18 protein-coding genes are annotated in these 26,581 nt (G+C 69.8%); 3 read left to right on the plus strand and 15 right to left on the minus strand.

The genetic code is table 11. From position 1 onward, the window contains the following. Positions 1-331: 331 nt before the first annotated feature. The 3 genes from ACFWHU_RS29790 to ACFWHU_RS29800 all read right to left on the minus strand — a co-directional run bounded on the left by ACFWHU_RS29790 (position 332) and on the right by ACFWHU_RS29800 (position 3,823). Positions 332-1,633: a M50 family metallopeptidase gene (locus ACFWHU_RS29790; RefSeq protein ID WP_385802674.1), complete on the minus strand. Its 1,302-nt coding sequence runs from the start codon at positions 1,631-1,633 to the stop codon at positions 332-334. After that, positions 1,630-2,892, minus strand: coding sequence for a 1-deoxy-D-xylulose-5-phosphate reductoisomerase (gene dxr / locus ACFWHU_RS29795; protein WP_385802676.1), 1,263 nt, complete (start codon positions 2,890-2,892; stop codon positions 1,630-1,632). The genes ACFWHU_RS29790 and dxr overlap by 4 nt, the downstream gene beginning before the upstream one ends. Positions 2,893-2,986: 94 nt before the next feature. Then, on the minus strand, positions 2,987-3,823 hold the full coding sequence (locus ACFWHU_RS29800) for a hypothetical protein (protein ID WP_387228583.1): 837 nt from the start codon (positions 3,821-3,823) through the stop codon (positions 2,987-2,989). A gap of 404 nt (positions 3,824-4,227) precedes the next feature. Here ACFWHU_RS29800 and ACFWHU_RS29805 point away from each other — a divergent pair, with 404 nt between their 5' ends. Continuing rightward, positions 4,228-5,424 (plus strand): glycoside hydrolase family 64 protein, encoded by a 1,197-nt coding sequence (locus tag ACFWHU_RS29805; RefSeq protein ID WP_385802680.1) that lies wholly within the window; start codon positions 4,228-4,230, stop codon positions 5,422-5,424. Between the two features lie 181 nt (positions 5,425-5,605). Here the strand turns inward: ACFWHU_RS29805 and ACFWHU_RS29810 are convergent, their stop codons facing one another. From ACFWHU_RS29810 to ACFWHU_RS29825, 4 genes are all read right to left on the minus strand, one after another. Then, positions 5,606-7,567, minus strand: coding sequence for an acyl-CoA dehydrogenase family protein (locus tag ACFWHU_RS29810; protein WP_385802682.1), 1,962 nt, complete (start codon positions 7,565-7,567; stop codon positions 5,606-5,608). A 240-nt stretch (positions 7,568-7,807) separates the two neighbouring features. Continuing rightward, entirely contained in the window at positions 7,808-9,253 is a 1,446-nt protein-coding gene (locus tag ACFWHU_RS29815) for an aldehyde dehydrogenase family protein (protein WP_387228705.1), read from the minus strand. Positions 9,254-9,606: 353 nt separating this feature from the next. Further along, positions 9,607-11,184 (minus strand): PucR family transcriptional regulator, encoded by a 1,578-nt coding sequence (locus ACFWHU_RS29820; protein ID WP_387228708.1) that lies wholly within the window; start codon positions 11,182-11,184, stop codon positions 9,607-9,609. A gap of 207 nt (positions 11,185-11,391) precedes the next feature. Next, complete coding sequence (locus ACFWHU_RS29825; RefSeq protein WP_387228585.1) at positions 11,392-13,812, minus strand: ATP/GTP-binding protein; 2,421 nt, start codon at positions 13,810-13,812, stop codon at positions 11,392-11,394. Positions 13,813-14,095: 283 nt separating this feature from the next. Between ACFWHU_RS29825 and gabT the strand changes: the two genes are divergently transcribed. Continuing rightward, complete coding sequence (gene gabT, locus ACFWHU_RS29830) at positions 14,096-15,430, plus strand: 4-aminobutyrate--2-oxoglutarate transaminase (RefSeq protein WP_359811639.1); 1,335 nt, start codon at positions 14,096-14,098, stop codon at positions 15,428-15,430. A gap of 424 nt (positions 15,431-15,854) precedes the next feature. Beyond that, positions 15,855-16,457, plus strand: coding sequence for a phosphatase PAP2 family protein (locus ACFWHU_RS29835; RefSeq protein ID WP_387228587.1), 603 nt, complete (start codon positions 15,855-15,857; stop codon positions 16,455-16,457). A 33-nt stretch (positions 16,458-16,490) separates the two neighbouring features. On the opposite strand, the gene ACFWHU_RS29840 is transcribed toward ACFWHU_RS29835, so the two are convergent. The 8 genes from ACFWHU_RS29840 to ACFWHU_RS29875 all read right to left on the minus strand — a co-directional run bounded on the left by ACFWHU_RS29840 (position 16,491) and on the right by ACFWHU_RS29875 (position 26,388). Then, complete coding sequence (locus ACFWHU_RS29840; RefSeq protein ID WP_387228589.1) at positions 16,491-18,317, minus strand: chitinase; 1,827 nt, start codon at positions 18,315-18,317, stop codon at positions 16,491-16,493. Positions 18,318-18,428: 111 nt separating this feature from the next. Continuing rightward, on the minus strand, positions 18,429-18,941 hold the full coding sequence (locus tag ACFWHU_RS29845) for a hypothetical protein (RefSeq protein WP_387228710.1): 513 nt from the start codon (positions 18,939-18,941) through the stop codon (positions 18,429-18,431). Between the two features lie 139 nt (positions 18,942-19,080). Next, positions 19,081-20,496, minus strand: coding sequence for an NAD(P)/FAD-dependent oxidoreductase (locus tag ACFWHU_RS29850; RefSeq protein ID WP_387228591.1), 1,416 nt, complete (start codon positions 20,494-20,496; stop codon positions 19,081-19,083). 25 nt (positions 20,497-20,521) lie between these two features. Beyond that, entirely contained in the window at positions 20,522-21,316 is a 795-nt protein-coding gene (locus ACFWHU_RS29855; RefSeq protein WP_385798499.1) for an ABC transporter permease, read from the minus strand. Beyond that, positions 21,316-22,251: an ABC transporter permease gene (locus tag ACFWHU_RS29860; RefSeq protein WP_387228595.1), complete on the minus strand. Its 936-nt coding sequence runs from the start codon at positions 22,249-22,251 to the stop codon at positions 21,316-21,318. The genes ACFWHU_RS29855 and ACFWHU_RS29860 overlap by 1 nt, the downstream gene beginning before the upstream one ends. Further along, on the minus strand, positions 22,248-23,414 hold the full coding sequence (locus tag ACFWHU_RS29865; protein ID WP_387228598.1) for an ABC transporter ATP-binding protein: 1,167 nt from the start codon (positions 23,412-23,414) through the stop codon (positions 22,248-22,250). The genes ACFWHU_RS29860 and ACFWHU_RS29865 overlap by 4 nt, the downstream gene beginning before the upstream one ends. A gap of 107 nt (positions 23,415-23,521) precedes the next feature. After that, the gene (locus ACFWHU_RS29870; protein ID WP_385798505.1) at positions 23,522-24,769 is read right to left on the minus strand and encodes a PotD/PotF family extracellular solute-binding protein; all 1,248 of its coding nucleotides are present in this window, start codon (positions 24,767-24,769) and stop codon (positions 23,522-23,524) included. 38 nt (positions 24,770-24,807) lie between these two features. Continuing rightward, positions 24,808-26,388, minus strand: coding sequence for a gamma-aminobutyraldehyde dehydrogenase (locus ACFWHU_RS29875; RefSeq protein WP_387228600.1), 1,581 nt, complete (start codon positions 26,386-26,388; stop codon positions 24,808-24,810). Between the last annotated feature and the right edge of the window lie 193 nt (positions 26,389-26,581).

The following is a 26,581-nucleotide window of genomic DNA, read 5'->3' on the forward strand; positions in this document are numbered from 1 at the left end:
CGGCGCATCCCCACCGACAGCCACCGAACCGACCTGGATCTGTCGACTGACCCTCCGGTCGGCGAGCTTCACCGGAACATCCGGCATTCCGAGAGAAATCGCAGTCATCTGCTGTGCAACCCCAAGGTGTGGATCGTGGTCCCGAGTTCGGCGGGCTCCAGTCATCGAGATTACGCCACCGCCCCGCCGTACGAGCACATCGCTACCGGCAAACCCCCCAAAGGCTTACGGCCGGGTGCGAAGAGACACCCGGCCGTAAACCCGCTGCCGCTCGGACGACGCGGTGTGTTCGCCCGTCACGCGAAGCGTGAGGGTGCGACGCCCCGACGAGCTACATGATCTTGACCGGATTCACCACGTCGGCGATCAACACCAACAGCGTGAAGCAGATGAAGATCCCGGCCACGACATACGCGACGGGCATGAGCTTCGCCACGTCGAACGGCCCCGGGTCCGGCCTCTTGAAGATGCGGGCGAGTTTGCGCCGTACGGACTCCCACAGGGCCCCGGCCATGTGCCCGCCGTCGAGCGGCAGCAGCGGCAGCATGTTGAAGAGGAACAGCGAGAGATTGAATCCGGCCAGCAGGAACAGCATCATCGCCATCTGGTTCTGCGCCGGGACGTCCAGCGTCATCACCTCGCCGCCGATCCGCGCGGCGCCGACGACGCCCACCGGCGAGTCGTCCTTTCGGTCACCGTCGGAGAAGGCCGCGTTCCAGAGATCGGGGATCTTGGAGGGCAGCGCGATGATCGACTCGACTCCGGTCACGATCATGTCGCCCATGCGGTCGACGGAGTCTCCGAAGGAGAGCGGGATGATCTCGGTCGCCGCGGCGAAGCCCAGATACCCGGCGGGCACGAACTTGTCGGGGATGACCTCCCCGTCGGAGTTCTTCTGCGCCACCATGTTCTTCGCGAGCGTCGCCTGGAGGACCTGCTCCTTGCCGTCGCGCTCCACCGTGATGCTGGCGGGGCCGATCGTCTCGCGGATCAGGTTCGACAGCACGGACCAGTCCTCGACCCGCTGTCCGTTGAAGGCGACGATCTTGTCGCCCTCCTTGAGACCGGCGGCGCGGGCCGGCGACACCGGATCACCCGCCGCGCACTTCTCACGCGCGACGTTCTGAGAGATGACGCACTTCTGGACGCCCGCCACCTCGGTGGTCTGGGTCTGGAAGCCGAAACTCATCGCGACACCCATGAAGATCACGACGGCGAGAACCAGATTCATGAACGGTCCCGCGAACATCACGATCATGCGCTTCCACGGCTTGCGCGTGTAGAAGAGCCGGGTCTCGTCGCCCTCCTTCAGCTCCTCGAAGGCCGCCGACCTGGCGTCCTCGATCATGCCTCGCCAGGGTGAGGTCGACCGCGCCTCGATACGCCCGTCGGCACCGGGCGGGAACATCCCGATCATGCGGATGTAGCCGCCGAGCGGGATCGCCTTGATCCCGTATTCGGTTTCGCCCTTCTTGCGCGACCAGATGGTGGGACCGAAACCGACCATGTACTGCGGCACGCGGATACCGAAGAACTTGGCCGTCGACAGGTGACCCAATTCGTGCCACGCGATGGAGAAGAGCAGCCCCACGGCGAAGATCACTATGCCGAGGACTGTCAACAGGATCGTCATGCGCGAGCCTCCGCTGGCTGTTCTTCGCCGAATTTCTCTGCCATTTCGCGGGCCCGGGCGCGCGCCCAGGTCTCCGCTTCGAGGACGTCGGCCACGGTGAGCGAGGTTCCCTTGGCGGGCCGGCCGTGCTCGGCGACGACTTCGGTGACGGTATCCATGATGCCGTTGAACGGCAGCCGCCCCGCGAGAAACGCCTCCACACACTCTTCGTTGGCGGCATTGAACACCGCCGGAGCCGTGCCACCCAGCGATCCGACATGCCGGGCGAGTCCCACCGACGGGAAGGCCTCGGTGTCGAGCGGGAAGAACTCCCAGGTCGAAGCCGTCGACCAGTCGAAGGCGGGTGCGGCGTCCGGCACGCGTACCGGCCAGCCGATGCCGACGGCGATCGGGCCGCTCATGTCGGGCGGCGTGGCCTGCGCGAGGGTCGAACCGTCGGTGAACTCCACCATCGAGTGAACGTACGACTGAGGGTGGACGACGACCTCGATGCGCTCGAACGGGATGTCGTACAGCAGATGCGCCTCGATGACCTCCAGCCCCTTGTTGACGAGGGTGGCGGAGTTGATCGTGATCACGGGGCCCATCGCCCAGGTGGGATGAGCGAGGGCGTCGTCCGGGGTGACGTGGGCCAGCTCGGCCCTCGTACGGCCGCGGAAGGGGCCTCCGGAGGCCGTGACGACCAGCTTGCGCACATCGGCGCGGGTGCCCGCCGCGAGGGCCTGGAAGAGCGCCGCGTGCTCGGAGTCGACCGGGATGATCTGCCCCGGCTTGGCGAGCGCCTTGACCAGCGGGCCGCCGACGATCAGCGACTCCTTGTTGGCGAGGGCGAGCGTACGGCCCGCTTCGAGGGCGGCGAGCGTCGGCGCGAGGCCGATGGATCCGGTGATGCCGTTGAGCACCGTGTGACACTCGGACGTCGCGACGTCGGTGGCGGCGTCCGGCCCCGCCAGGATCTCGGGGAGCGGCTCGGAGCCGTACTCCGCACCGAGCGCCTCGCGCAGCGCGGGCACGGTGTCCTCACGGGCGACCGCGACGGTGCGGACCCGGAGCTGTCGCGCCTGTTCGGCGAGCAGTCCGACCCGCCCGCCGGCGGCGGACAGCGCGGTGACACGGAAGCGGTCGGGGTTGCGCAGGACGAGGTCGATCGCCTGCGTGCCGATGGACCCGGTGGAGCCGAGGACGACGACGTCCCGGCGGCCTTCGGACACGTCGAAGGCGATATGGGGGTCGGCGAGGGGGGCTGGACTGTCGCTCATGGCCCCATTCTTGCCGCATCCGGGCGCGGCGCGGACAGCGCGGGAGGAAAACGGGGCGCGGGGACAGTCCCCGGGCCGTCGCCGAACCACCGCCTCAGCCCTTCGAGCCCGCCTCGAACTTCTTCCACTGCGCCGAGATGACCTCGTCCGGCACCTTGCCGATGTCCTTCGTGTCCGTGATGTCGGCACGGAAGGAGAGGGTGGTGGTGCCGGAGCGTACGACGGTGAGGTACTCGTACAGCTTCAGCGTGCCCTTCACGTCGAGGATCGTGAAGCGGTACGCCTGCGCCTCGTCGCCGTGGTCGGGCGCCTTGGCCGACTCGACCTTCAGGTACTGCCCCTTGGCGACGGCGCGGTTCTCGACGAAGCCGCCCGCGCATTCCTTGCCTGCCGTGGCGAGGGCCTTCATGACGCCGGCCGCACCGTCACCGTTGTAGGAGCGGAGCTGTACGGCGACGGTCGTGCCCAGCATCTCCTCCGCGACGTCGACGTTGCGGTGGACTTCGGACGCCGGATCGAAGGCGGTGGCGCCCTTCGCGAGACTGACGAGGGGCTGGCAGGTGGCGGGGTCGGCGGTGTAGTCCTCGCCGAGCGGCGCCCCGAGGGTGAACTCGCCGGCGGTGTACTTGCCGATCTTCTCGCCGTCGGTGAAGGCGAGGGCCGTGAGGTCGCGTTGACCGAGCGCCCCGGTGCCGCCCGAGCCGGCCGAGTCGCTTGAGTCGCCTGAGTCGCCCGGCTCCGCGACGGGGCTCGAGGCGGGCGCCTTGCCGTCCGCTCCCGTCTCCTGGCCGCCCTTGTCGCCGTCGCCCTTCTCGTCGCCGCCGCAGGCGGCCGCTCCGGTCAGTACGGCGCCGACGAGCGCGAGCGCCGCCGTGCGGCGCAGCCGTGCGCGTCGGCCGCCGGGCCGTCCCTCGTTCCCCGCCCCGAACATGCCTGCCCCAATCGTCGGTTGATCGCTTCTTCTGATCGCTTGTTCGTCGGTCCATAGCGCGGCTGGTGCCCCGTGCGGCCATGTCGAGGCCCGATTGTGCTGCATGCGGGCGGCCCGGGTCACACGCGCACCGAGCGGGGACGGTGCGGTCGATGCGATCGACTCAAGACATCTTCGGCGAGTTGCGGCATCCGCATTGACACGCCTCACGAGTGGCGCAATTCTGAGAGCGCTCTCAGAAAGGTCTGTACCTGAAGGCCCGCTCCCTTCCGGTTTCCCCGTCCCCGCTTCCCGGTTCCGGCTGTCGGCCCTTCAGGCACACCCGCCTCACCGGCGGCGTCCGTACGTCAGATTCCGCCCCCCACCGTCCCCACTGGGATCTACCTGACGAGGAGGAAGAGCGAGTGCCTGCGATACGCAAGTTGCTGGCTTCCCTGGCCGCCGCGGTGGTCTTCGCCACCGGATTCACGGCCTTCGGCACCGTGGCCCCGGCCGAGGCCGCGGTCCCCAACACCATTCCGTTCACCATCACCAACAACTCCGGCCGAGGTGAACAGGTCTACATCTACAACCTCGGTACGGAGCTGTCGTCCGGCCGGCAGGGCTGGGCCGACTCCAACGGCACCTTCCACGCCTGGCCCGGCGGCGGCAATCCGCCGACCCCGGCGCCGGACGCCTCGATCGCCGGACCGCCTCCGGGCCAGAGCATGACGATCCAACTGCCGAAGTTCTCCGGGCGGGTCTACTTCTCGTACGGTCAGAAGCTCGTCTTCAAGTTGACGACAGGCGGTCTGGTCCAGCCCGCCGTACAGAATCCGAACGACCCGAACAGGAACATCCTCTTCAACTGGTCGGAGTACACGCTCAACGACTCCGGTCTGTGGATCAACAGCACCCAGGTCGACATGTTCTCTGCGCCGTACGCGGTCGGCGTCAAGGCCCCCAACGGGACCACCAAGACCACGGGCCATCTGAAGCCGGGGGGCTACAACGGCTTCTTCAACGCTCTCAGAGGCCAGCCGGGCGGTTGGGCGGGCCTGATCCAGACCCGGTCGGACGGCACCGTCCTGCGGGCTCTCGCGCCCGGTCACGGCATCGCGTCGGGCGCGCTGCCGGCCGGTGTCCTGAACGACTACATCGACCGGGTGTGGGCGAAGTACGCCAACTCCCCACTCACGGTGACCCCGTTCGCGAACCAGCCGGCGGTCAAGTACACCGGCAGGGTCTCCGGCAACACCATGAACTTCACCAACACCTCGGGTGCGGTGGTCACTTCGTTCCAGAAGCCCGACGCCGACAGCATCTTCGGCTGCTACAAGCTGCTCGACGCTCCCAACGACCAAGTACGGGGTCCGATTTCACGCACCCTGTGCGCGGGGTTCAACCGCTCCACGCTGCTGAGCAACCCCAACCAGCCGGACGCCAGTTCGGCGAACTTCTACAAGGACGCCGTGACCAACCACTACGCCCGGATGATTCACGCGCAGATGGTCGACGGCAAGGCGTACGCCTTCGCCTTCGACGACGTCGGCGCGCACGAGTCGCTGGTGCACGACGGCGACCCGCGGCAGGCGTACCTCACGCTCGACCCGTTCAACTGAGTCGGCGCACGGCCGGCTGAGACGGCTCCCCGTCCGCCGTGGAGCCTCGGGCCGCGTCTTCCGTAAGGAGGACGCGGCCCGGTGGTTCCTTCGTGGCGACGAGGCGGACCGGTGGGACCCGCCCCGTCGGGGCCGCCGGACGCACTCGGCTCGCGGTCGCCGGTGGCCAGTGGCCGGTGGCTCAGCGGATCGGCCGGTGGACGTTCTCCCGTTCGGAGGGACCCGGTGTGGCGTCGGCGATCCAGGGCCCGTCGCCGCTGGGGTCGATGATGCCCTCCTCCAGCCAGGTGTAGGTGCCGGCCAGCACACCGTTCACGACCTTGCGGTCGATGTCGTCGGTGTTGGACCACAGCCGCGTGAACAGCTCCTCGACACGGATCCGGGACTGTCGGCAGAAGACGTCGGCGAGCTGGTACGCCTCGCGGCCGTGCTCTCCGGTGGAGCGCAGCATCTCGGCCCGTACGCACGCCGCGCTCATCGCGAACAGTTCGGCGCCGATGTCCACGATGCGGCCGAGGAAGCCCTGCTTGGTCTCCATCCCGCCCTGCCAGCGCGACATGGCGTAGAAGGTCGAGCGGGCGAGCTTGCGCGACGTCCGCTCCACATAGCGCAGGTGCGCGGCGAGATCCAGATGACCCTTGGGGTGGAACTCCGCGTAGGAACCGGGAAGTTGGCCGGGACCGGCGACCAGCTTCGGCAGCCAGCGCGCGTAGAAGGCGCCCGCCTGCGCCCCGGCCTTCGCCTTGTCGGACAGCGTCTTGTCGGGGTCGATGATGTCGCCGGCCACCGCCAGGTGTGCGTCGACCGCCTCACGGGCGATCAGCAGATGCATGATCTCCGTGGAGCCCTCGAAGATCCGGTTGATCCGCATGTCGCGCAGGACCTGCTCGGCGGGGACGGCGCGTTCGCCGCGGGCTGCCAGCGAGTCCGCCGTCTCGAAGCCCCGTCCGCCGCGGATCTGGACCAGTTCGTCCGCCATCAGCCAGCCCATCTCGGAGCCGTACAGCTTGGCCAACGCCGCCTCGATACGGATGTCGTTGCGGTCCTCGTCGGCCATCTGGGACGACAGGTCGACCACGGCCTCCAGGGCGAACGTCGTCGCCGCGATGAACGAGATCTTCTCCCCCACCGCCTCGTGGTGCGCGACCGGTTTGCCCCACTGCTCGCGCGCCGCCGTCCACTCGCGGGCGATCTTGAGACACCACTTGCCGGCGCCGACGCACATAGCGGGCAGCGACAGGCGGCCGGTGTTGAGCGTCGTGAGGGCGATCTTGAGCCCCGCGCCTTCGGGGCCGATGCGGTTCGCCGCCGGGACCCTTACCTGGTGGAAGCGGGTGACGCCGTTCTCCAGGCCGCGCAGGCCCATGAAGGCGTTGCGGTTCTCCACCGTGATGCCCGGCGAGTCCGCCTCGACGACGAAGGCGGTGATGCCGCCCTTGTGCCCCTCCGACTTCGGTACGCGGGCCATCACGACGAGGAGGTCGGCGACGACGCCGTTTGTCGTCCACAGCTTGACGCCGTCCAGGACGTAGTCGTCGCCGTCGCGCACCGCCGTGGTGGCGAGCCGCGCGGGGTCGGAGCCGACGTCGGGCTCGGTCAGCAGGAAGGCGGAGATGTCGGTACGGGCGAGGCGCGGCAGGAAGGTGTCCTTCTGCTCCTGGGTGCCGAACATTTTGAGCGGTTGCGGTACGCCGATCGACTGATGGGCGGAGAGCAGCGCGCCGATCGACGCGTTCGCCATGCCGACCACGGCGAGCGCCTTGTTGTAGTACACCTGGGTGAGGCCGAGGCCGCCGTACTTCCTGTCGATCTTCATGCCGAAGGCGCCGAGTTCCTTGAGGCCGTTGACGACCTCGTCAGGGATCCGCGCCTCGCGCTCGATCCGCGCACCGTCGATCTTCGTCTCGCAGAAGTCGCGCAGCGTGGCCAGGAAGGCCTCTCCGCGCCGTACGTCCTCCGCCGGGGGTGCGGGGTGGGGGTGGATGAGATCGAGCCTGAAACGGCCGAGGAACAGTTCCTTGGCGAAGCTCGGCTTGCGCCAGCCCTGCTCGCGGGCGGCCTCGGCCACCCGTCGCGCTTCCCGCTCGGAGACCTTGGGCTCCGGGACCTGGGCCGTGTCGAATGAATCGGATGGAGCGGACATCGGGAACTCACCTCGCCGCGAACGTCGGGTCGATGGGCCCGACCGGCCAGGGCGTTCTCATGCCGCCCCGGTGGGAAAGGTACCGGCCGGTACTACTCGTCCGTATCTACCCCAATACGGAGGGTGTAGCCAGTCCTGGCGCGCACCGTCGGGGCCGCGGAAAGGTGCCGTACGCGTACACGAGGAAGGCCGGGTCCGCCGCGCGGCGGACCCGGCCTTCCTCGTACTGCGTTCGCTTCTCTAGAGGGCGAGGCCGGTGAAGACCATCACGCGCTCGTACGTGTAGTCGTCCATCGCGTACCTGACGCCCTCACGGCCGACACCGGACTGCTTGGCACCGCCGTACGGCATCTGGTCGGCTCGGTAGGAGGGGACGTCACCGACGATCACTCCGCCGACCTCGAGCGCCCGGTGGGCACGGAAGGCGGCCTGCACGTCGTGGGTGAACACGCCTGCCTGGAGGCCGTACTTGGAGTCGTTCACCGTCTCGAACGCCGCGTCCTCGCCGTCGACACGGGTGAGGGTGAGGACGGGGCCGAAGACCTCCTCGCAGGAGATCGTGACGTCCGCCGGGACGTCGGCGAGGACGGTGGGCGCGTACGACGCACCGTCACGCTTGCCACCGGCCAGGAGACGCGCTCCTGCCCCTACGGCCTCGTCCACCCAGGCTTCTACGCGCTTGGCGGCGTCCTCGCTGACGAGGGGGCCCACGTCCGTGGTGTCGTCGGACGGGTCTCCGGTGACCTGCGCCTCGACGGCGGCGATGATCTTCGGTACGAGGCGCTCGTACAGGGACGCGTCCGCGACGACGCGCTGTACCGAGATGCAGGACTGGCCGCCCTGGTAGTTGGAGAAGGTGCCGATCCGGGTCGCCGCCCAGTCGAGATCCTTCTCGCTCGCGTAGTCGGCGAGGACAACTGCCGCACCGTTGCCGCCGAGTTCGAGGGTGCAGTGCTTGCGCGGCACCGAGTCCATGATGGCGAAGCCGACCTTGTCGGAGCCGGTGAAGGAGATCACCGGCAGCCGCTCGTCCTGTACGAGGGTGGGCATCCGGTCGTTGGCGACGGGCAGCACCGACCAGGCACCGGCCGGCAGCTCGGTCTCGGCGAGCAGTTCGCCGATGAGCAGGCCGGAGAGCGGCGTGGCCGGGGCGGGCTTGAGGATGATCGGGGCGCCGACGGCGATGGCCGGGGCGATCTTGTGGGCGCAGAGATTGAGCGGGAAGTTGAACGGCGCGATGCCGAGGACGACGCCGCGCGGGAAGCGGCGGGTCAGGGCGAGGCGGCCGGTGCCGCCAGCGTCGGTGTCGAGTCGCTGCGCCTCGCCGCCGTTGAACCGGCGGGACTCCTCGGCCGCGAAACGGAAGACCGAGACGGCGCGGCCCACCTCGCCGCGTGCCCACTTCATGGGCTTGCCGTTCTCCGCGGAGATCAGACGGGCGATCTCCTCGGTGCGCTCGACCAGACGCCGCGAGACGTGGTCGAGCGCGGCTGCCCTGACATGCGCCGGCGTCGCGGCGAATTCGTCGCGCACGGCGTACGCGGCGGCGACGGCCTCCTCGACCTGGGCCTCTGTCGGGACGGCGACCTTGCCGACGAGCCGGCCGTCCCACGGGGAGGTGACGTCGAAGGTCTCCTCACCGGTGGCCTGGCGTCCGGCGAGCCAGAAGGCATGGGTGGCTGCCACGGTTTCGTTCGGCATTGCGAGTCCCGGCCCTTCCGAAGTGGTGGAGTTCTGTTCCCACCGTAGGGGCACGGGCCGCGGACATGATTTGTCCGGGGTGGAGTGGTGGGAGGTGCCGGCTGTGACGGTTTGTCGTACCCGCGGTCGGGGGCGCCGCTTCACCGACCCATCGAACGGCGTCGACCGCCCCTGAGCGGACCGGGCTGCCCGTCGGTTCCCGGAGGCCGTTCCCGGCAAGTGCCGAACACGTCGCGGCAGTTGGGGCCGACGAGCGCGCCGCCCGCGATCGTCGGCCGGTTCGCGTGGCACTCGGTCAACCGAGGGCCGGGGTCAGCCCCGGTGGGGGCGCCCGAGCCTCAGGGCGCCGAAGGCGGTGTCGCCGAGGTGGCCTTCAGAGCCAGCCAGAGCTCCATCCGGACGTCCGGATCGTCCAGCGTGCGGCCGAGGATCTCCTCCACACGGCGCATGCGGTAGCGCAGCGTATGCCGGTGGACGCCCAGATCGGCCGCGGCGGCATCCCACTGACCGTGGCGCGAGAGCCAGGCCCTGAGGGATTCCACCAGGTCGCCGCGCCCCTTGGCGTCGTGTTCGTACAGCGCGCGCAGCATGCCGTCGGCGAAGGCCCGCACGGCGTCGTCGGCGAGGAGGGGCAGCAGCGAGCCGGCCGCCAACTCCTCGTGCTCCACCAACGCGCGGCCCCGTCGGCGCGCGACGGACAGGGACTGCTTGGCCTGCTTGTACGCGCCGGCGGCCGCGATCGGCCCCGTCGGGGCCGAGAGACCGATGACGACCCCGGCGTCCTCCGCCTCCTGCTCCTTGTACGTCTCGCAGGCGGCGGTGACCGCGCCCGCGTCCGCCGCGAGCACGACGAGCCGCTCCTCTCCGTCGGGCACGGCGAGCACCGCCTCCCCTCCGTGCGCCGCGGACGCCTCCAGCGAGTCGGTCAGCGACTGGAGTGGATGGGCGGTGGCCGGATCGCGGGGCTCGGGCGCCACCTCGGCCGGTTCCGCGATGAGCAGCCGGAAGGGGGCGTCCAGCAGCCCTCCGTACAGATCTCCCGCCACTGCCCGCGCGTGGTCGGGCTGTCCTGAGAGGAGCATCCGGAGCACCGCCGAGCCGAGGCGCTGCTCGGCCTCCTGGAGCGCGCGTGAGCGCTCGGTGGTGAGCGTCAGCAGGGCGACGGCCGAGTGCACGGCGTACCGCTCCGCCGTGCCCAGCGCCGCCCCGGTACCGACGGCGAGCGCGCCCCGTACTCGCCTGCCGCTGCCCAGCGACTGGAGTTCGACCCGGTCGTCCGGATCGCCGACCACGGCGCTGGCGGGCGCGGGGCGTTTCCGGAGCCGTTCCACCTCGGGTGTGAGGCGGGCGGCGCGGCGGGCGGCCCAGTCGGGCGCGGCGGCGATCACGGCGCCGGTGGCGTCGTAGAGCGCGGCCCAGCCGTCGATGTGCGCGGCAAGCCGGGCCAGCAGCGCGGCGGGGCCTTCGGAGAGCGCCGCACGGGTCAGTTCTCGCTGCACTTCGAAGCCCGCCGTGACCGCCCGGTACTGATCCGCCGCGATGGCCGCCGAGACGGCTTTGCTGATGGCCAGGAAGGGGGTGCGGCGCGGCACGGCGAGCAGCGGCAGCCCTTCGGCGCGTGCGGCGTCGACGAGGGCGTCCGGGATGTCCTCGTAGTTGACGCCGACGGCGAAGCCGAGTCCTACGACGCCCGCGCCGACGAGGCGCCGTACGTAGCGCCGCATGGCGTCGGGGTCCTCGGCGTGCAGCGTGACGGCGGTGACGAGCAGCAGTTCGCCCCCGTCCATGTACGGCACCGGGTCTTCCAGTTCACTGACATGGGCCCATCGCACCGGCGTATCGAGCCGGTCCTCCCCCGCGCGCACGGTGAGCTTGAGCGCCGAATGCTGGATGAGCGAGGCGAGGGTGGGCGGCATGGTGGACCGTAGGACCTTCATGAAGAGGGCGAGCGGACGTTTTCGCCGTCTCGTAGAACGGCTTGCACCAATTCTGCCAGAGTGTATGAGAACAGGGGTACGAGTCAGGTCACGGCGACCGGTACGCGGTACAGCGCACGGGAGCCGCGCCGCCGGCGTCGCCTACGTACCTGGACCCCGCCCCGCCTGTACGTGGGCTCTGTGCGCTCAGGTACGCAGATCCACCAGCATGGGCGGCACGTGCTCTCCGCCGACCGTGGTCAGCGACAGCACGGCGTGGCCCGCCGGCACGGAATGGGCCAGTTCGGAGGCCGACCAGCGTTCACGCTCCACCTCCCGCACCGTGACCGCCTCGGCTGTGGCCGCCTTGCCGGTCACGAGTCGCCGCATGAAGTGCACGGCCTTCGTGAGCGGCTCGTCGGAGATGATCTGTCGGTTGGTGACGTCGCGGGTCTGGACCCACTCGGTGCCCCAGCTCTCCGCGAAGCGTCCGCCGTCCCACGGGCCGAGCCCGGAGAACGCCATGCGACAGCCCACGGCGCCGAGGAGGGGGCCGCGCAGCGGGTCGGGAACGTCTTCCAGGGTGCGCAGCGCCAGGACCACTCCGGCGTTCGCCGAGCGGAGCCGCTGGATTGCGCGTACGGAGTCGCCCGTCACGGTGTACGTCGCGTCGTCCAGGACCAGGCAGGCGAAGAGGGAGCGGTCGGCGCGGGTGAGCGCGGCGTCCGTGAACTGGGCGAGTAGGAGCCGGGCGATGATCCGTGACGCCTCGGCGTGGCCCCGTTCGGGCAGGTCGATCCTGACCCTCAGTGGATGCTCGATGGCTCGCAGCGAGAAGGACCGGCCGCTGCCGTCCGTACGGAAGAAGTCGGCGAAGGCGGGCCGGTCGAGGAAAGCGAGCCGTTCGGCCAGGAGCACGCCGATGTCGTCGCCGCGCGCCGACTGCCGCTCTCGCGCGTCGAGCTCGCGCAGTTGGGCGGCGGCACCGGGGGCGGCGGACGTCTCCAGCTCGTTCCGTAGTGCCTGGACGGCCGCCGGGGAGCCGCCGATCAGTTCCCGCAGTTCCGGGACGGCGGGGAAACACCCGTGGACGCTGCGGTAGGGGCCGATGAGCTGGGCGAGCGCGGTGGCTGCCCTGCGGCTGTCGCCGCCGGGCAGACCGGCCGCCAGATCCCCCACGAGGGCCTCCGACAGCGTTCGGGCGGCCTCGTCGGGGTCGTCGGCGCTTCCGTAGAGATCGAGGTCGTGGCCGGCCTCCGGGCGGCCGACGGCGATCACGAGGTCGAAGGAGTCGTCGGGGGCGAGCGCCGCCCCGTAGGCGGTGACGGCGACGACGGCGGCGCGGTTGGCGAGCGCCTGAAGGCAGAGCGACTCGACGACGGGGCGGACCAGCCTGACCGTCTTGCCGGAGCCCGCGGGGCCGACCGCCAGCAGCGACGTGCCGAGCAGCCCGGGCTCCAGGGCGACGCCGGTGGTACGCCGCGCGTAGGGATTGCGCGGGTGGTCGGCGGCGGTGCCGATCCTGACCTGCCCGGTGGCGAGGTCGTGGCTCGCGGTACGCAGCGGCAGGTCACGTACACCGGAAGGGTGGGCGCAGGCGCCCGCCCCGTGGGCGCGGACGGTGTCGGTGAAGGCGGGCAGCCGTTCCGGCCGGGTACGGACGCCCTGCCAGGCGCGGCGGATCCGCGCGTAGTCGACGTCGCTGAGCGTGCCGCGCCGCACGGCTTCGGCGAGCCTGGCGGCGGCTTCGGTGAGTCCGGCGGCGCGCAGTTCGGGCCACTCGGCGGGGTCGGCCTCGGCGGTCGGCGGCGGGGGCGGCTCGTCGGAGGTGACCGTCCCGAGGCGCCGTCGTACGGGAGGCCACGTGCCGACGCGTCCGACGACCGCGATCACGGCGGCGACGAGCAGCACGTAGTAGATGTTCGACACCGTGGTGAGCCAGTCGACGGTGCGCGGCATCTCGCGCCAGAAGCCCGGCAGTAGTACGAAGAGCGGCCACAGTGGCACCCCGTAGCGCCGCCAGACCTCGTTCCAGTTGCCGATCCTGCCGAAGCCGACGGCGAGCAGGCTGATGACGAGGGCGTAGTACAGATAGCTCGCCACGACGTACAGCTCGACGTTGGCGCTGTCCCTCGACCGCCAGCTCTCGGGGGTCAACCACTGAATCGGCAGCAGCCACCACCTGTCGCCGAAGATCCACCACCCGCCCAGATAGCCGTTCCAGAGCAGTGACCAGACGAGCCAGCCGCAGAGGTAGGCGACGAGAGCGCCGCTGAACAGCTGACGGGCCGGTACCTGCTCGGGCTGCTCCGGCGGGCGCGGACGGTGGCCGAGGCGCCAGATGCCGGGTTCCGCCTGGGGCCGGGGGATCCGCAGCCAGTCGGCCACGGACGCGCCGATGCCCGGGGCGGGCGCGTGGGCCGGCGAGGGCGGCGGCGCCGGGGACGCGGGCGGGACGTCGTGCCCCGACGGGGCGGAGGCCGCGGGCGGGACGACGGGCGATGCCGAGGGGGCGGCGGGTGGTGGGGCCGACGGCGGCGGCGTGGACGGCTGGGGCGGTGGCCCTGCCGGACGTGGCACGGGATTGGCTCGTGTGCCTCGTGAGTCGTGCGTGCCGTCGGTGTTCATGAACCCCTGTCCCCTGACCAGCCAGGTCCGCTCAGTACACGCCTCAATCTAGTGCCCACGCAGGGGGAGTTCACCGTTCCGGCCGTACGGAGTGTTGATCGCCCGCCCATCGGCGAGCTGAAACGGTCCATCGGCCCCGTATGTCCGTGGCGGACAACGACACGCCCCCGATACTCCCGAACGGCGCATGCCCGCCGCCCTCCTCCGCCCCTAGCCTGCGAAGTGAAGGCAGATGCGAGAACGCGAGACACGTAGCGTCCGGAACCACCCCCAGGAGCCCCTCATGACCGCAATCCCGCAGGAGCGGCGCGTCGTCACCGCGATCCCCGGCCCCAAGTCGCTGGAGCTGCAGAACCGCCGTACCGCCACGGTCGCCGCCGGCGTGGGGTCCGTGATGCCCGTCTTCGCCGCCCGCGCGAGTGGCGGCGTCGTCGAGGACGTGGACGGCAACAGCTTCATCGACTTCGGGTCCGGGATCGCCGTGACGTCCGTCGGTTCCTCGGCGGAGGCCGTCGTACGCCGCGCCACCGCCCAGCTCGCCGACTTCACCCACACCTGTTTCATGGTCACGCCGTACGAGGGCTACGTGGAGGTCTGTGAGCAGCTCGCCGAGCTGACCCCGGGGGATCACGCCAAGAAGTCCGCGTTGTTCAACTCGGGCGCCGAAGCCGTCGAGAACGCCGTGAAGATCGCCCGCTCCTACACCAAGCGCCAGGCGGTCGTGGTCTTCGACCACGGCTATCACGGTCGTACGAACCTCACGATGGCGCTGACGTCGAAGAACATGCCGTACAAGAACGGCTTCGGTCCGTTCGCCCCGGAGATCTACCGCGTCCCCGTGGCGTACGGCTACCGCTGGCCGACCGGCCCGGAGAACGCGGGCGCTGAGGCCTCCGCCCAGGCCATCGACGAGATCAGCAAGCAGGTCGGCGCGGACAACGTCGCGGCGATCGTCATCGAGCCGCTGCTCGGCGAGGGTGGCTTCATCGAGCCGGCGAAGGGCTTCCTGCCCGCGATCGCGAAGTTCGCCAAGGACAACGGCATCGTCTTCGTGGCCGACGAGATCCAGTCCGGTTTCTGCCGGACGGGGCAGTGGTTCGCGTGCGAGGACGAGGGCGTCGTACCGGACCTGATCACCACGGCGAAGGGCATCGCGGGCGGCCTGCCGCTCGCCGCAGTCACGGGCCGCGCGGAGATCATGGACGCCCCGCACTCGGGCGGCCTCGGCGGTACGTACGGCGGAAACCCGGTGGCCTGCGCCGCCGCGCTCGGTGCCATCGAGACGATGCGCGAGCTGGACCTCGTCTCGAAGGCCAGGCGCATCGAGGAGATCATGAAGCCTCGCCTCAAGGAGATGGCCGAGAAGTTCGACGTCATCGGCGACGTACGGGGCCGTGGCGCGATGCTCGCGCTGGAACTGGTCAAGGACCGGGACACCAAGGAGCCGAACCCGGAGGCGACGGCCGCTCTGGCCAAGGCGTGCCACATGGAAGGGCTGTTGGTGCTCACCACCGGCACGTACAGCAACGTGCTCCGCTTCCTGCCGCCGCTGGTGATCGGTGAGGATCTCCTTACGGAGGGCCTGGACATTCTGGAGCAGGCGCTCGCCGGACTCTGACCGTCCGTCGGAGCCGCCTCCGTACGAAGGGCTCCACCGCCCCGTACGGTGCGGGTCACGGGGCGGGGCCTGTGAAGAAGCTGTGCGGGGCCGATGGCGGGTTCACCTTCCCGCTGTCGGACCTCACGGCCCTGACGTACGGTTTCGGCAGATGAAAGAAACACCCCGCTCGCAGGAGACTGCGGGCGATCCCACGGCGGCGCGTCCCCAGCACCGTCTTGGTCGCGTCTTCGGGCGCACTGGAGCATCCAGCTCCGGAAATCCTCACCGATCGGACGGCCGCCCGCCCCAAACCCCCCGGGGCGCGCGGCGACCCGGTCCCGGCGGCCGTCTCGGAACTACCCCCCCTGTTCCGGGGCGGCCGACATTCCTCTCCGGGCGCCTCGGCTCCGCCGGCCCCTTCGGATCGTTCTTTCCCCTCGCAGTGTTCGCTCTCTGCGCCGTCCTCTTCGCACTCGTCACCTGGCAGGTCGTCGCCGGTGGGCCGCTCCGTCACGCCGACGAGCGCCTGGGCCGCGGGGCCTTCGGGCACGGCCCCACCTGGCTGACGGAGTTGCTGGCCGATCTCGGCGGGTTGCCGGTCGCCGTGCCCGTTCTGGCCGTCGCGGTCGGGTTCGCGGCCTGGCGGGGGCACCGTGCGCGAGCGGTGGCGGTCGCGCTGGCCATGGTCGCCGTTCCGGTGCTCGTCATGCCGCTCAAACTGTGGACCGACCGCGCCGGGCCGCTCACGGTGGACTCCGGTTACTACCCGTCCGGTCACACGGCGACGGCGATGGTCACCTATTGCGGCGCCGCGCTGCTGCTGAGTCCCCTTACAGGGCGCGGCACGGGGCGCGCGTGGCCGATGCCCGTCGCCGTGGTGCTCAGTGCGGCGACGGGCATCGGACTGGTGCTACGGGGCTACCACTGGCCGCTGGACGTCCTCGGCAGCTGGCTGCTCTGCGGCATGCTGCTGGCCCTGTTGGTGGCGGCCCTGCGGTGGATCGACAACCGCGGGGCCGCCGGCACGGGGGCGGACGGCCGGTAGGGCGTGGGGCCCGATCGGATCGACGCGGTCGGCTCAGCCTCCGAAGTAGGTGTCGAAGTTCCGCGAGAACTCCCACTGGTTGAAGCGGTCCCAGTTGATCGACCACGTCATCAGCCCGCGCAGCGCGGGCCATGTGCCGTGTGTCTGGTACGACCCGCAGTTCGTCTTCTTCGTCAGGCAGTCCAGGGCCTTGTTCACCTCCGACGGCGTGGTGTGGCCGTTGCCCGCCTGCGACGACGCCGGGAGTCCGATGGCCACCTGGCCCGGGTTCAGCGCCGGGAAGACCTTGGTGGTGTCACCGGCCACCGGGAAGCCGGTGAGCAGCATGTCGGTCATCGCGATGTGGAAGTCGGCGCCGCCCATCGAGTGGTACTGGTTGTCGAGCCCCATGATCGGCCCGGAGTTGTAGTCCTGGACGTGCAGCAGGGTGAGGTCGTCGCGCAGGGCGTGGATGACGGGGAGGTACGCCCCGGCGCGCGGGTCCTGGCCGCCCCAGGGGCCTGATCCGTAGAACTGGTAGCCGAGCTGTACGAAGAACGTCTCCGGCGCCATCGTGAGGACGAAGTCCGCCCCGTACTTGGCCTTGAGGCTCTTCACGGCGGAGATCAGGTTGACGATGACGGGGCTGGTGGGGTTGCGGAAGTCGGTGTCGCCGTTGTTGAGGGAGAGCGAGTGCCCCTCGAAGTCGATGTCGAGGCCGTCGAGACCGTACTCGTCGATGATCTTGGATACGGAGCTGACGAACGCGTCGCGCGCGGCGGTCGAGGCGAGCTGCACCTGACCGTTCTGCCCACCGATGGAGATCAGGACCTTCTTGCCCGCGGCCTGCTTGGCCTTGATGGCGGCCTTGAACTCGGCGGGGGATTCGACGTTCGGGCATTCGGCGACGGGGCAGAGGCTGAAGCGGATGTCGCCCGAGGTGACCGATGCCGGTTCGCCGAAGGCGAGGTTGATGACGTCCCACGAGGCGGGCACGTCGGACATGCGGGTGTAGCCGGAGCCGTTGGCGAAGCTGGAGTGGAGATAGCCGACCAGGGCGTGGGCGGGGAGGTCCGCCCCGTTGCCGCCTCCGCCGCCGGTCTGGGTGGTGGCGGTGATGGCCGTGGAGCGCGCGGAGCGGCCTGCGGCGTTGGTCGCCGAGACCTGGAAGCTGTAGGCGGTCGCCGGGCTGAGTCCGGTGACGGTGGTCGACGTGGCGGTGACGTTCACGTCCGGGGCGCCGTCACGGTGCACCGTGTAGCCGGTCGCGCCCGCGACGGGGGACCATGCGAGGCCGACCGACGACGCGGTGACCGTGGAGGCTCTGAGCCCCGCGGGGACGGCGGGCGGCTGGCCCGTCTCTCCGCCGGGTCCGACAAGGCTGAGGTCGTCGACGTGGTACGCCGGGGTGCCGTACCAGCCGTTCGTGTAGAGGGTTACCGACGTGGTGGCCGGACCGGTGCGGAACGAGGTGGTCAGTTTCTGCCAACTCGGCGCGGACGGGGTCCAAGTTGAGACGTCCGTGGTGCCGGTGCCCGCGGCTCCGAGGTAGACGTAGCTTCCCTGGACCCAGGCGCTCAGCGTGTACGCCGAGTCGGGCCGGACCGTGACGGTCTGGGTGCATTTCGCGTTGTCGCTGCCCGCCGGCGTGGCCTTCAGCGCGGAAGTGCCGCCGTGCACGGGGGTGCTGACGATCACGCCGCTGCCGCCCGTACAGCTCCAGCCGGTGAGGCCCGATTCGAAGCCGCCGTTGGTGGCGACGTCCGCGTCGGCCGCGCGCGCCGTCTCGGCGGACACGACGAGACCGGCCGCGGTAAGCACGGCGGCCGCGAGCGCGGCCACAAATCTGGAGTACCGAGAAGGTCGTCTGTTGCGTTCCACAACTGCCTCCGGGCGTGGCGGAATTGAGTGACCGAGCCGGGGCACAACATGGTCCAGACCAATCAGCTTGTCAAGACCTGGTGCCGCCCGCAGCCCAATGCCCCCAGCCCCTCAGTCGTCGCGACCGCCACCCCCGCCTTCACCGTCCGCGCCGTCGCCACCGACACCCCCCGCGATCCCGGCCGCCGCCTCGTGCATCGCCAGTTCAAGCAACAGCGGATCGGTGAGCGTGCCGGAGCCGTCGGGCGGCACCAGCCAGCGAACGCCACCGCCGGTTCGCCCCGGATACGGGACGACGATCCAGGTGCCGCCGCCCGCGCCCCGTACCCCCGTACCGATCCAGCGGGCGACGGTGCCCGGCGGCACGAAGAATCCGAGGCGCGCGTCGCCGAAATCGGCCAGGACGGGGCCCGCCCGGTCCACGAGGCGGTTCAGCACGTCGAGCGCCGGACACCCCAGCTCACCGGGGAGGATCAGGACATCCCAGCGCTTCCCGGCGGGCAGGAGAGCGACCCCCTGCGGGTTCCGCTCCCATTCCCAGCGGCAGGCGTCGGGATCGGGCGCCACCGACGCCAGCCATTCCAGCGCGGTCCTCGCCCCCGGGTGCGCCCCCGAGTCAGTCATCATGCGGCCTCCGCTCCACGTTGCCGGACAGTGCGTCCACAGAGGGAGAGGGAGGTCGCGCCGGATCATTACGCGAGTTCGAGGCGGCAGTCGGTGGTGATGTGGATCACATCACCACCGAGCCACGCAGGGTCGGGCGTCAGCTGTCGAAGCCGAGCCCCACCCGGTCCATGGCCTTCAGCCACAGATTGCGCCGCCCGCCCCTCGCGTCCGCGCGGGCGAGCGACCACTTGGTGAGCCCGATCCCGGCCCACGCGGCCGGCTCCGGCGGGAACGGCACAGGCTTCGTCCTGACCATCTCAAGCTCCGTCCGCTCCGTCGGCTCCCCCGCGAGCAGATCGAGCATCACGTCGGCACCGAAGCGCGTCGCGCCGACGCCGAGACCGGTGTACCCGGCGGCGTACGCGACACGCCCTCCGTGCGCCGTACCGAAGAAGGCGGAGAACCGCGAGCAGGTGTCGATGGCCCCGCCCCACGCGTGACTGAACCGCAGGCCCTCCAACTGAGGGAAGCACTCGAAGAAGTGCGAGGCGAGCTTGAGATAGGTCTCCGGCCGGTGGTCGAGGGCGGCGTCGAGGCGCCCTCGGTACGGATAGATCGCGTCGTAGCCGCCCCACAGGATGCGGTTGTCCGCGGTGATCCGGAAGTAGTGGAACTGGTTGGCGCCGTCACTGAGCCCCTGCCGCTTCTTCCAGCCGAGCGCGCCGAGCTGGTCCTCGGTAAGAGGCTCGGTCGTCAGGGCGTAGTCGTAGACGGGCACCGTGTACGGCCGCACGCGCCGCACCAGGGACGGGAAGACGTTCGTGCCGAGCGCGACGTGACGGGCCATGACGCGCCCGTACGGCGTGCGGACGGCCATACCGGGGCCGGAGCGGGCCAGTTCGAGACCGGGCGTGTTCTCGTAGATCCGTACGCCGAGGTCGAGACAGGCCCGCTTCAGCCCCCACGCGAGCCTGGCCGGGTTCAGCATGGCGACGCCGCGCCGGTCCCACAGGCCGCCCAGGAACGTCGGCGAGTCGACCTCCGCGCGGACCGCCTCTGCGTCCAGGAGGTCCAGACCGGTGAAGCCGGCCGCGGTCGCCGCGTCGTACAGCTCGCGCAGGTCTTCGACCTGGTGCGGCTCCGTGGCGACGGCGATGTCACCGGTGCGTTCGAAGTCGCAGTCGATGGCGTAGCGCTCTACGGCCGACTCGATACCGTCGAGATTGCTCTCGCCGAGGTCCTCCAGCGCCCGCAGCTCGCCGGGCCACCGGCCGAGACCGTTGGCGAAGCCGTGGGTGAGGGAGGCGGAGCAGAAGCCGCCGTTACGGCCGGAGGCGGCCCAGCCAACTTCACGGCCCTCGATCAGGACGATGTCGCGGCGCGGGTCGCGCTCCTTGGCGAGGAGCGCGGTCCACAGGCCGCTGTAGCCGCCGCCGACGACGAGCAGGTCGCAGCGTTCGTCGCCCGCGAGCGCGGGCACCGCGCCCGGCTTGCCGGGATCGTCGAGCCAGTAGGCGACGGGCTGCGCGTCGGCGAGTGAGGCGGCTGCTGTACGCATGGCTCCAGGGGCCATGTCTTCCATCTCCTTCAGGTCCTGCTCAGGGTGTCGCGGCCTTCTTGCGCCGGTTGCTGACCAGCTGGCCGCCAATCACCATCAGTACCGCGACGGCGAACATCGCTGTCCCGATGACGTTGATCTGCACCGGTGTGCCGCGCTGTGCCGATCCCCAGACGAACATGGGGAAGGTGACGGACGAACCGGCGTTGAAGTTGGTGATGATGAAGTCGTCGAACGAGAGGGCGAAGGCGAGCAGCGCGCCCGCGGCGATGCCCGGTGCGGCGATCGGCAGGGTGACCCGTACGAAGGTCTGCACCGGCCCCGCGTACAGATCGCGCGCCGCCTCCTCGAGCTTCGGATCCATGGACATGACCCTCGCCTTGACGGCCGTCACCACGAAGCTGAGGCAGAACATGATGTGGGCGATGAGGACGGTCCAGAAGCCCAACTCCGCCCCCATGTTCAGGAACAGGGTCAGCAGCGAGGCGGCCATCACGACCTCGGGCATGGCCATCGGCAGGAAGATCAGCGAGTTGATCGCGCCGCGCGCCCGGAAGCGGTAGCGGACCAGCGCGAAGGCGATCATGGTGCCGAGTACGGTCGCCCCGATCGTCGCCCAGACGGCGATCTGGAACGAGAGCGTCAGCGATCCACAGAGGTCCGCGACGCCGCACGGGTCCTTCCAGGCGTCCAGCGAGAACGTCTGCCAGGTGTAGTTGAAGCGCCCCTTCGGCTTGTTGAAGGAGAACACCATGACGACGAGGTTCGGCAGGATCATGTACGCGAGCGTGAGCAGGCCCGCGACGACGACCACATTGCGTCGGATCCAGCGCATCAGACCAGGTCCTCCGTCCCTGAACGGCGGATGTAGACGGTGACCACGACCAGCACGACCGCCATGAGGATGAACGAGAGAGCCGCCGCCGTCGGATAGTCGAGCACGCGTAGGAACTGGCTCTGGATCACGCTGCCGACCATCTTGGTGTCGGTGGAGCCGAGCAGCTCGGCGTTGACGTAGTCGCCGCTCGCCGGGATGAAGGTCAGCAGCGTGCCGGAGACGATGCCCGGCATGGACAGCGGCACGGTGACCTTCCGGAAGGTCGTCGCGGGCCTCGCGTAGAGGTCTCCGGCCGCCTCGTGCAGCCGGCCGTCGATGCGCTCCAGCGAGGTGTAGAGCGGCAGGATCATGAACGGCAGGAAGTTGTACGTGAGGCCGCAGACGACGGCCATGGGCGTGGCCAGGACGCGGTCGTCCGCCGTCCAGCCGAGCCAGCTGGTCACGTCCAGCACCCGAAGGGCGTCCAGTGCGCCGACCACGGCGCCGTCGTCCGCCAGGATCGTCTTCCAGGCGAGCGTACGGATCAGGAAGCTCGTGAAGAACGGGGCGATGACGAGGACCAGCATGAGGTTGCGCCAGCGGCCGGCCTTGAAGGCGATGAGGTACGCCAGTGGGTAGCCGAGCAGCAGACACAGGACGGTGGCGGTGCCCGCGTACAGCAGGGAGCGCACGAACTGCGGGTAGTACTCCTGGAGCGCGTCCCAGTAGGTCTGGAAGTGCCAGGTGACCTCGAAACCCTTCTCCAGGGAGCCCGTCTGTACGGAGGTCGACGCCTGGTACACCATCGGCAGCGCGAAGAAGACCAGCAGCCACAGGATTCCGGGCAGCAGCAGCCAGTACGGGACGAGGCGTTTGCGGCGCGGAACCTTGCGTACTGCCGCGTCGGTGACCGGTGGTGCGGGCGGCGCCGGTGGTGCTGCCGTGGCGGTCACGACCCCTCCTCGTCCACCGTCTTGACGCCCGCGTCGATGTCCTGGTCCGCGTCGAGTCCGAAGGTGTGCGCGGGGTTCCAGTGCAGGACCACCTCGGCCCCGGGAGTGAGCCTGCCGTCGCGCTCGATGTTCTGCGCGTACACCTCCAACTCCGCGCATACGGGGCTGTCGATGACGTACTGGGTCGAGACCCCGATGAAGCTGGAGTCGACGATGCGCCCGGTGATCCGGTTGCGGCCCGCGGGGATGGAGCCCTCGTCGTCGGCGTGCGCGAGGGAGATCTTCTCGGGGCGCACGCCGACGAGCAGCCGGCCGCCGTCCGGCACCCGCGCCGTGCAGCGGTCGGCGGGCAGCCTCAGCTTCACGCCCGCCGACGTCACCACCAGCTCGTCGCCGGTCTTCTCAGCGACCTCGGCCTCGATGAGGTTGGACGTGCCGAGGAAGTTGGCGACGAAGGTGGTCTGCGGATTCTCGTACAGCTCGGCCGGCGCGCCCAGTTGCTCGACCCGCCCCGCGTTCATCACGGCGACCGTGTCGGCCATCGTCATGGCCTCCTCCTGGTCGTGCGTGACATGCACGAAGGTGATGCCGACCTCCGTCTGGATGCGCTTGAGCTCCAGCTGCATCTGGCGGCGCAGCTTGAGGTCGAGCGCACCGAGGGGCTCGTCGAGGAGCAGCACCTTCGGATGGTTGATCAGCGCGCGGGCCACGGCGACGCGCTGCTGCTGCCCGCCGGAGAGCTGGTGCGGCTTGCGCTTCGCGTAGTCACTGAGCTGCACGAGGTCGAGCATGTCGCCGACCTGCTTCTTCACCGACTTGACGCCCCGACGGCGCAGGCCGAACGCGACGTTCTCGTAGATGTCGAGGTGCGGGAAGAGCGCGTAGCTCTGGAAGACGGTGTTGACGGGGCGCTTGTGCGGCGGCAGGCCGGTGACGTCCCGGTCGCCGAGGAAGACCGATCCGGTGGTGGGGTCCTCCAGGCCGGCGATCATCCGCAGCGTGGTGGTCTTGCCGCAGCCCGAGGCACCGAGGAGGGCGAAGAAGGAGCCTTGGGGCACGGTGAGGTCGAGGGGTTTCACGGCGTGGAAGGAGCCGTACGACTTGCTTATCCCGGTGAGGCGGACGTCGTCGCCGCCCCGGTCGGTGGATGCGGTCTCAGTCATGGGTAACGATCCCGGGGGCTTGGGAGGAGAGGAGCGGAGCGGACGGGGCCTCTGGGGCCCTTGCGGCCGTACGGCCCGGTGAAGCGGTGAGCCGGTGAGCCGGTGGCCTAGGCGCCGATGAGCTTGGCGAACTTCTCTTCGTACGCCGTCTCTTCCTCACTGCTCAGTGAGCGGAAGGCGTGGGACTGCGAGGCCATCGCCGCGTCCGGGAGGATCAGCGGATTGGACGCCATCGACTCGTCGATCTTCGCGAGTTCCGGACGGACACCCTCGACGGGGCAGACGTAGTTGATGTACGCCGCGAGCTGCGCGGCGATCGGAAGCTCGTAGTAGTGGTCGATGAGCTTCTCGGCGTTGGTCTTGTGCCGTGCCTTCGCCGGTACCAGCAGATTGTCGCTGGAGATCATGTAACCGGTCTCCGGGATGGCGAACTGGATATCCGGGTTGTCCGCCTGGAGCTGCACGATGTCACCGGCCCAGGCGACGCACGCCGCGATGTCGCCCTTGCTGAGGTCCGCCGTGTAGTCGTTGCCGGTGAAGCGGCGGATCTGCTTCTTGTCGACGGCCTTCTGTATGCGGGCGACGGCGCCGTCGAAGTCGTCGTCGGAGAACGACGCCGGGTCCTTGCCCATGTCGAGCAGGGTCAGCCCGATGGAGTCGCGCATCTCGGAGAGGAACGACACCCGCCCCTTGAGGTCCGGGTCGTCGAGCAGTTGCGACACGGACTCGACCTTGCGGCCCCCCGTCGCCTTCATGTTGTAGGCGATGACGGAGGGGATACCGGTCCACGGGTAGGTGTAGGCGCGCCCCGGATCCCAGTCGGGCGAGCGGAACTGCTGGGAGAGATTCGCGTACGCGTGGGGCAAGTTGGCGGGATCGAGCTTCTGCGCCCAGCCGAGCCGGATGATGCGGGCGGCGAGCCAGTCGGTGACGCAGATCAGATCGCGCCCCGTGTCCTGGCCGGCCGCGAGCTGCGGCTGGATCTTGCCGAAGAACTCGACGTTGTCGTTGATGTCCGCCGTGTACTTCACCTGGATCCCGGTGCGCTTCGTGAACGCCTCCAGGGTGGGATAGCCCTTCTCGTTCTCGCTGACGTCCATGTACTCGGTCCAGTTGGAGAAGACGACGCGCTTCTCCTTCGCCGAGTGGTCGGTGGACGCCGGGCCGTCGCTCTCCCTCTTCGCGGGCGGGATCCCGCAGGCGGCGAGTCCTGCCGCGCCGCCGATCGTGAGCGCCCCGGCGCCCGTGGCACGCAGCAGCGAACGGCGGCTGAGCGCGCCTCTGCCGTTGCTGAGGCTGCGACGCGTCGCGGCTATCTGGGCCGCCGAGAGACGGTCGGGCTCGTACTGCTCCATGGGCGGTGCCCTTTCGGGTGAGGAGAGGGTGACGAGAGTTAGAGACGGTCCCCGAAAATCGTGCGGTGCCAGTCCTTCCTGACGGCCGCGGTGTTGTCGTACATCACATGTTTGACCTGTGTGTACTCCTCGAACGAGTACGCCGACATGTCTTTTCCGTAACCACTCGACTTGTAGCCGCCGTGCGGCATCTCGCTGATGATCGGGATGTGGTCGTTCACCCAGACGCAGCCGGCCTTGATCTCACGGGTGGCGCGCCCCGTGCGGTACACGTCGCGGCTCCAGACGGATGCCGCGAGGCCGTACGGGGTGTCGTTGGCGAGGCGGATGCCCTCGTCGTCGGAGTCGAAGGGCAGGACGACCAGGACGGGGCCGAAGATCTCCGACTGGACGATCTCGCTGTCCTGGGCGGCGTCCACGACGAGGGTGGGCCGGTAGTACGCGCCGTCGGCGAGGCCGGCGCGCGCCGTGTGGCCGCCCTCCGGGGCGTCACCGTGCAGATCGTGGCCGTCCAGATCGTTGCTGTCCGGCGCGCTGCCGCCGGTGACGACGCGGGCGTATCCGCGCGCCCGGTCGACGATGGCGGCGACCCGGTCGCGGTGCGCGTGCGAGATCAGCGGCCCCATGTCGGTCGACGGGGCGAACGGGTCGCCGAGGCGCACCGTCTCCATCAGTGCCGCTACGGCGCTCACGAAGGCGTCGTAGAGCGGACGCTGGACGTAGGCGCGGGTGGCGGCCGTACAGTCCTGCCCCGTGTTGATGAGCGAGCCCGCGACGGCGCCCTGGACGGCGGCCTCAAGGTCGGCGTCGTCGAAGACCAGGAACGGGGCCTTGCCTCCGAGTTCCAGATGCAGCCGCTTGACGGTGGCCGTGGCGATCTCGGCGACGCGTTTGCCGACGGCGGTGGAGCCGGTGAAGGAGGTCATGACGACGTCGGGGTGGCCGACGAGGCGCTCCCCCGCGTCGGCGCCCGCGCCGTTGACGATGTTGATCACGCCGTCGGGGATGCCCGCCTCCTGCGCCGCCTGAGCGAACATCAGTGAGGTGAACGGCGTCAGTTCGGAGGGCTTGAGCACGATCGTGTTGCCCGCGGCGACCGCCGGAAGGATCTTCCAGGCGGCCATCTGGAGCGGATAGTTCCAGGGGGCGATGGAGCCGACCACGCCGATCGGCTCGCGTCGTACGTAGGAGGTGTGGTCGCCGCTGTACTCCCCCGCGGACGCGCCTTCCAGATGACGGGCCGCGCCCGCGAAGAAGGCGGCGTTGTCGACGGTCCCCGGAACGTCGAACTCCGTGGACAGCTTGATCGGCTTGCCGCACTGGGCCGACTCGGCCTCCGCGAATTCCGTGGCCCGATCGGCGAGTACGGCGGCGAAACGGTGCAGCGCGTCGGAACGCTCACCCGGAGTGGCGCCGGCCCAGCCCGGATACGCCGCGAGCGCCGCGGCGACGGCCGCGTCGACATCGGCCGTGCCCGCCAGTTCGTACGTGAGCAGTTCCTCGCCCGTCGCAGGGTCGATCACGGCCTGCGTACGGCCCGAGGTGCCGGGACGCAGCCGCCCGTCGATGAACTGCGCACCGTCCGCGAAACGCTCCCGTGCGGGGAAGCGGTTGCCCATGGCGCCCTCCGTATTCCGGCTGTCGCCCCAGTCGTTCCGACGCCGTGACCGTTGTTCTGGCTTGAATTGAGTGCCGATACTGACAGAGCACGGGGCGTCCAACAAGTGATTCCGTTGTTGCCTTTTGGTTACGCGACGGAATCGGTTGACCATGTGTCGCCGCATCGCCTTGATCCGCATACGGACTGTCAGT

Source organism: Streptomyces sp. NPDC060366, assembly GCF_042725135.1.
Classification (GTDB): Bacteria; Actinomycetota; Actinomycetes; order Streptomycetales; family Streptomycetaceae; genus Streptomyces.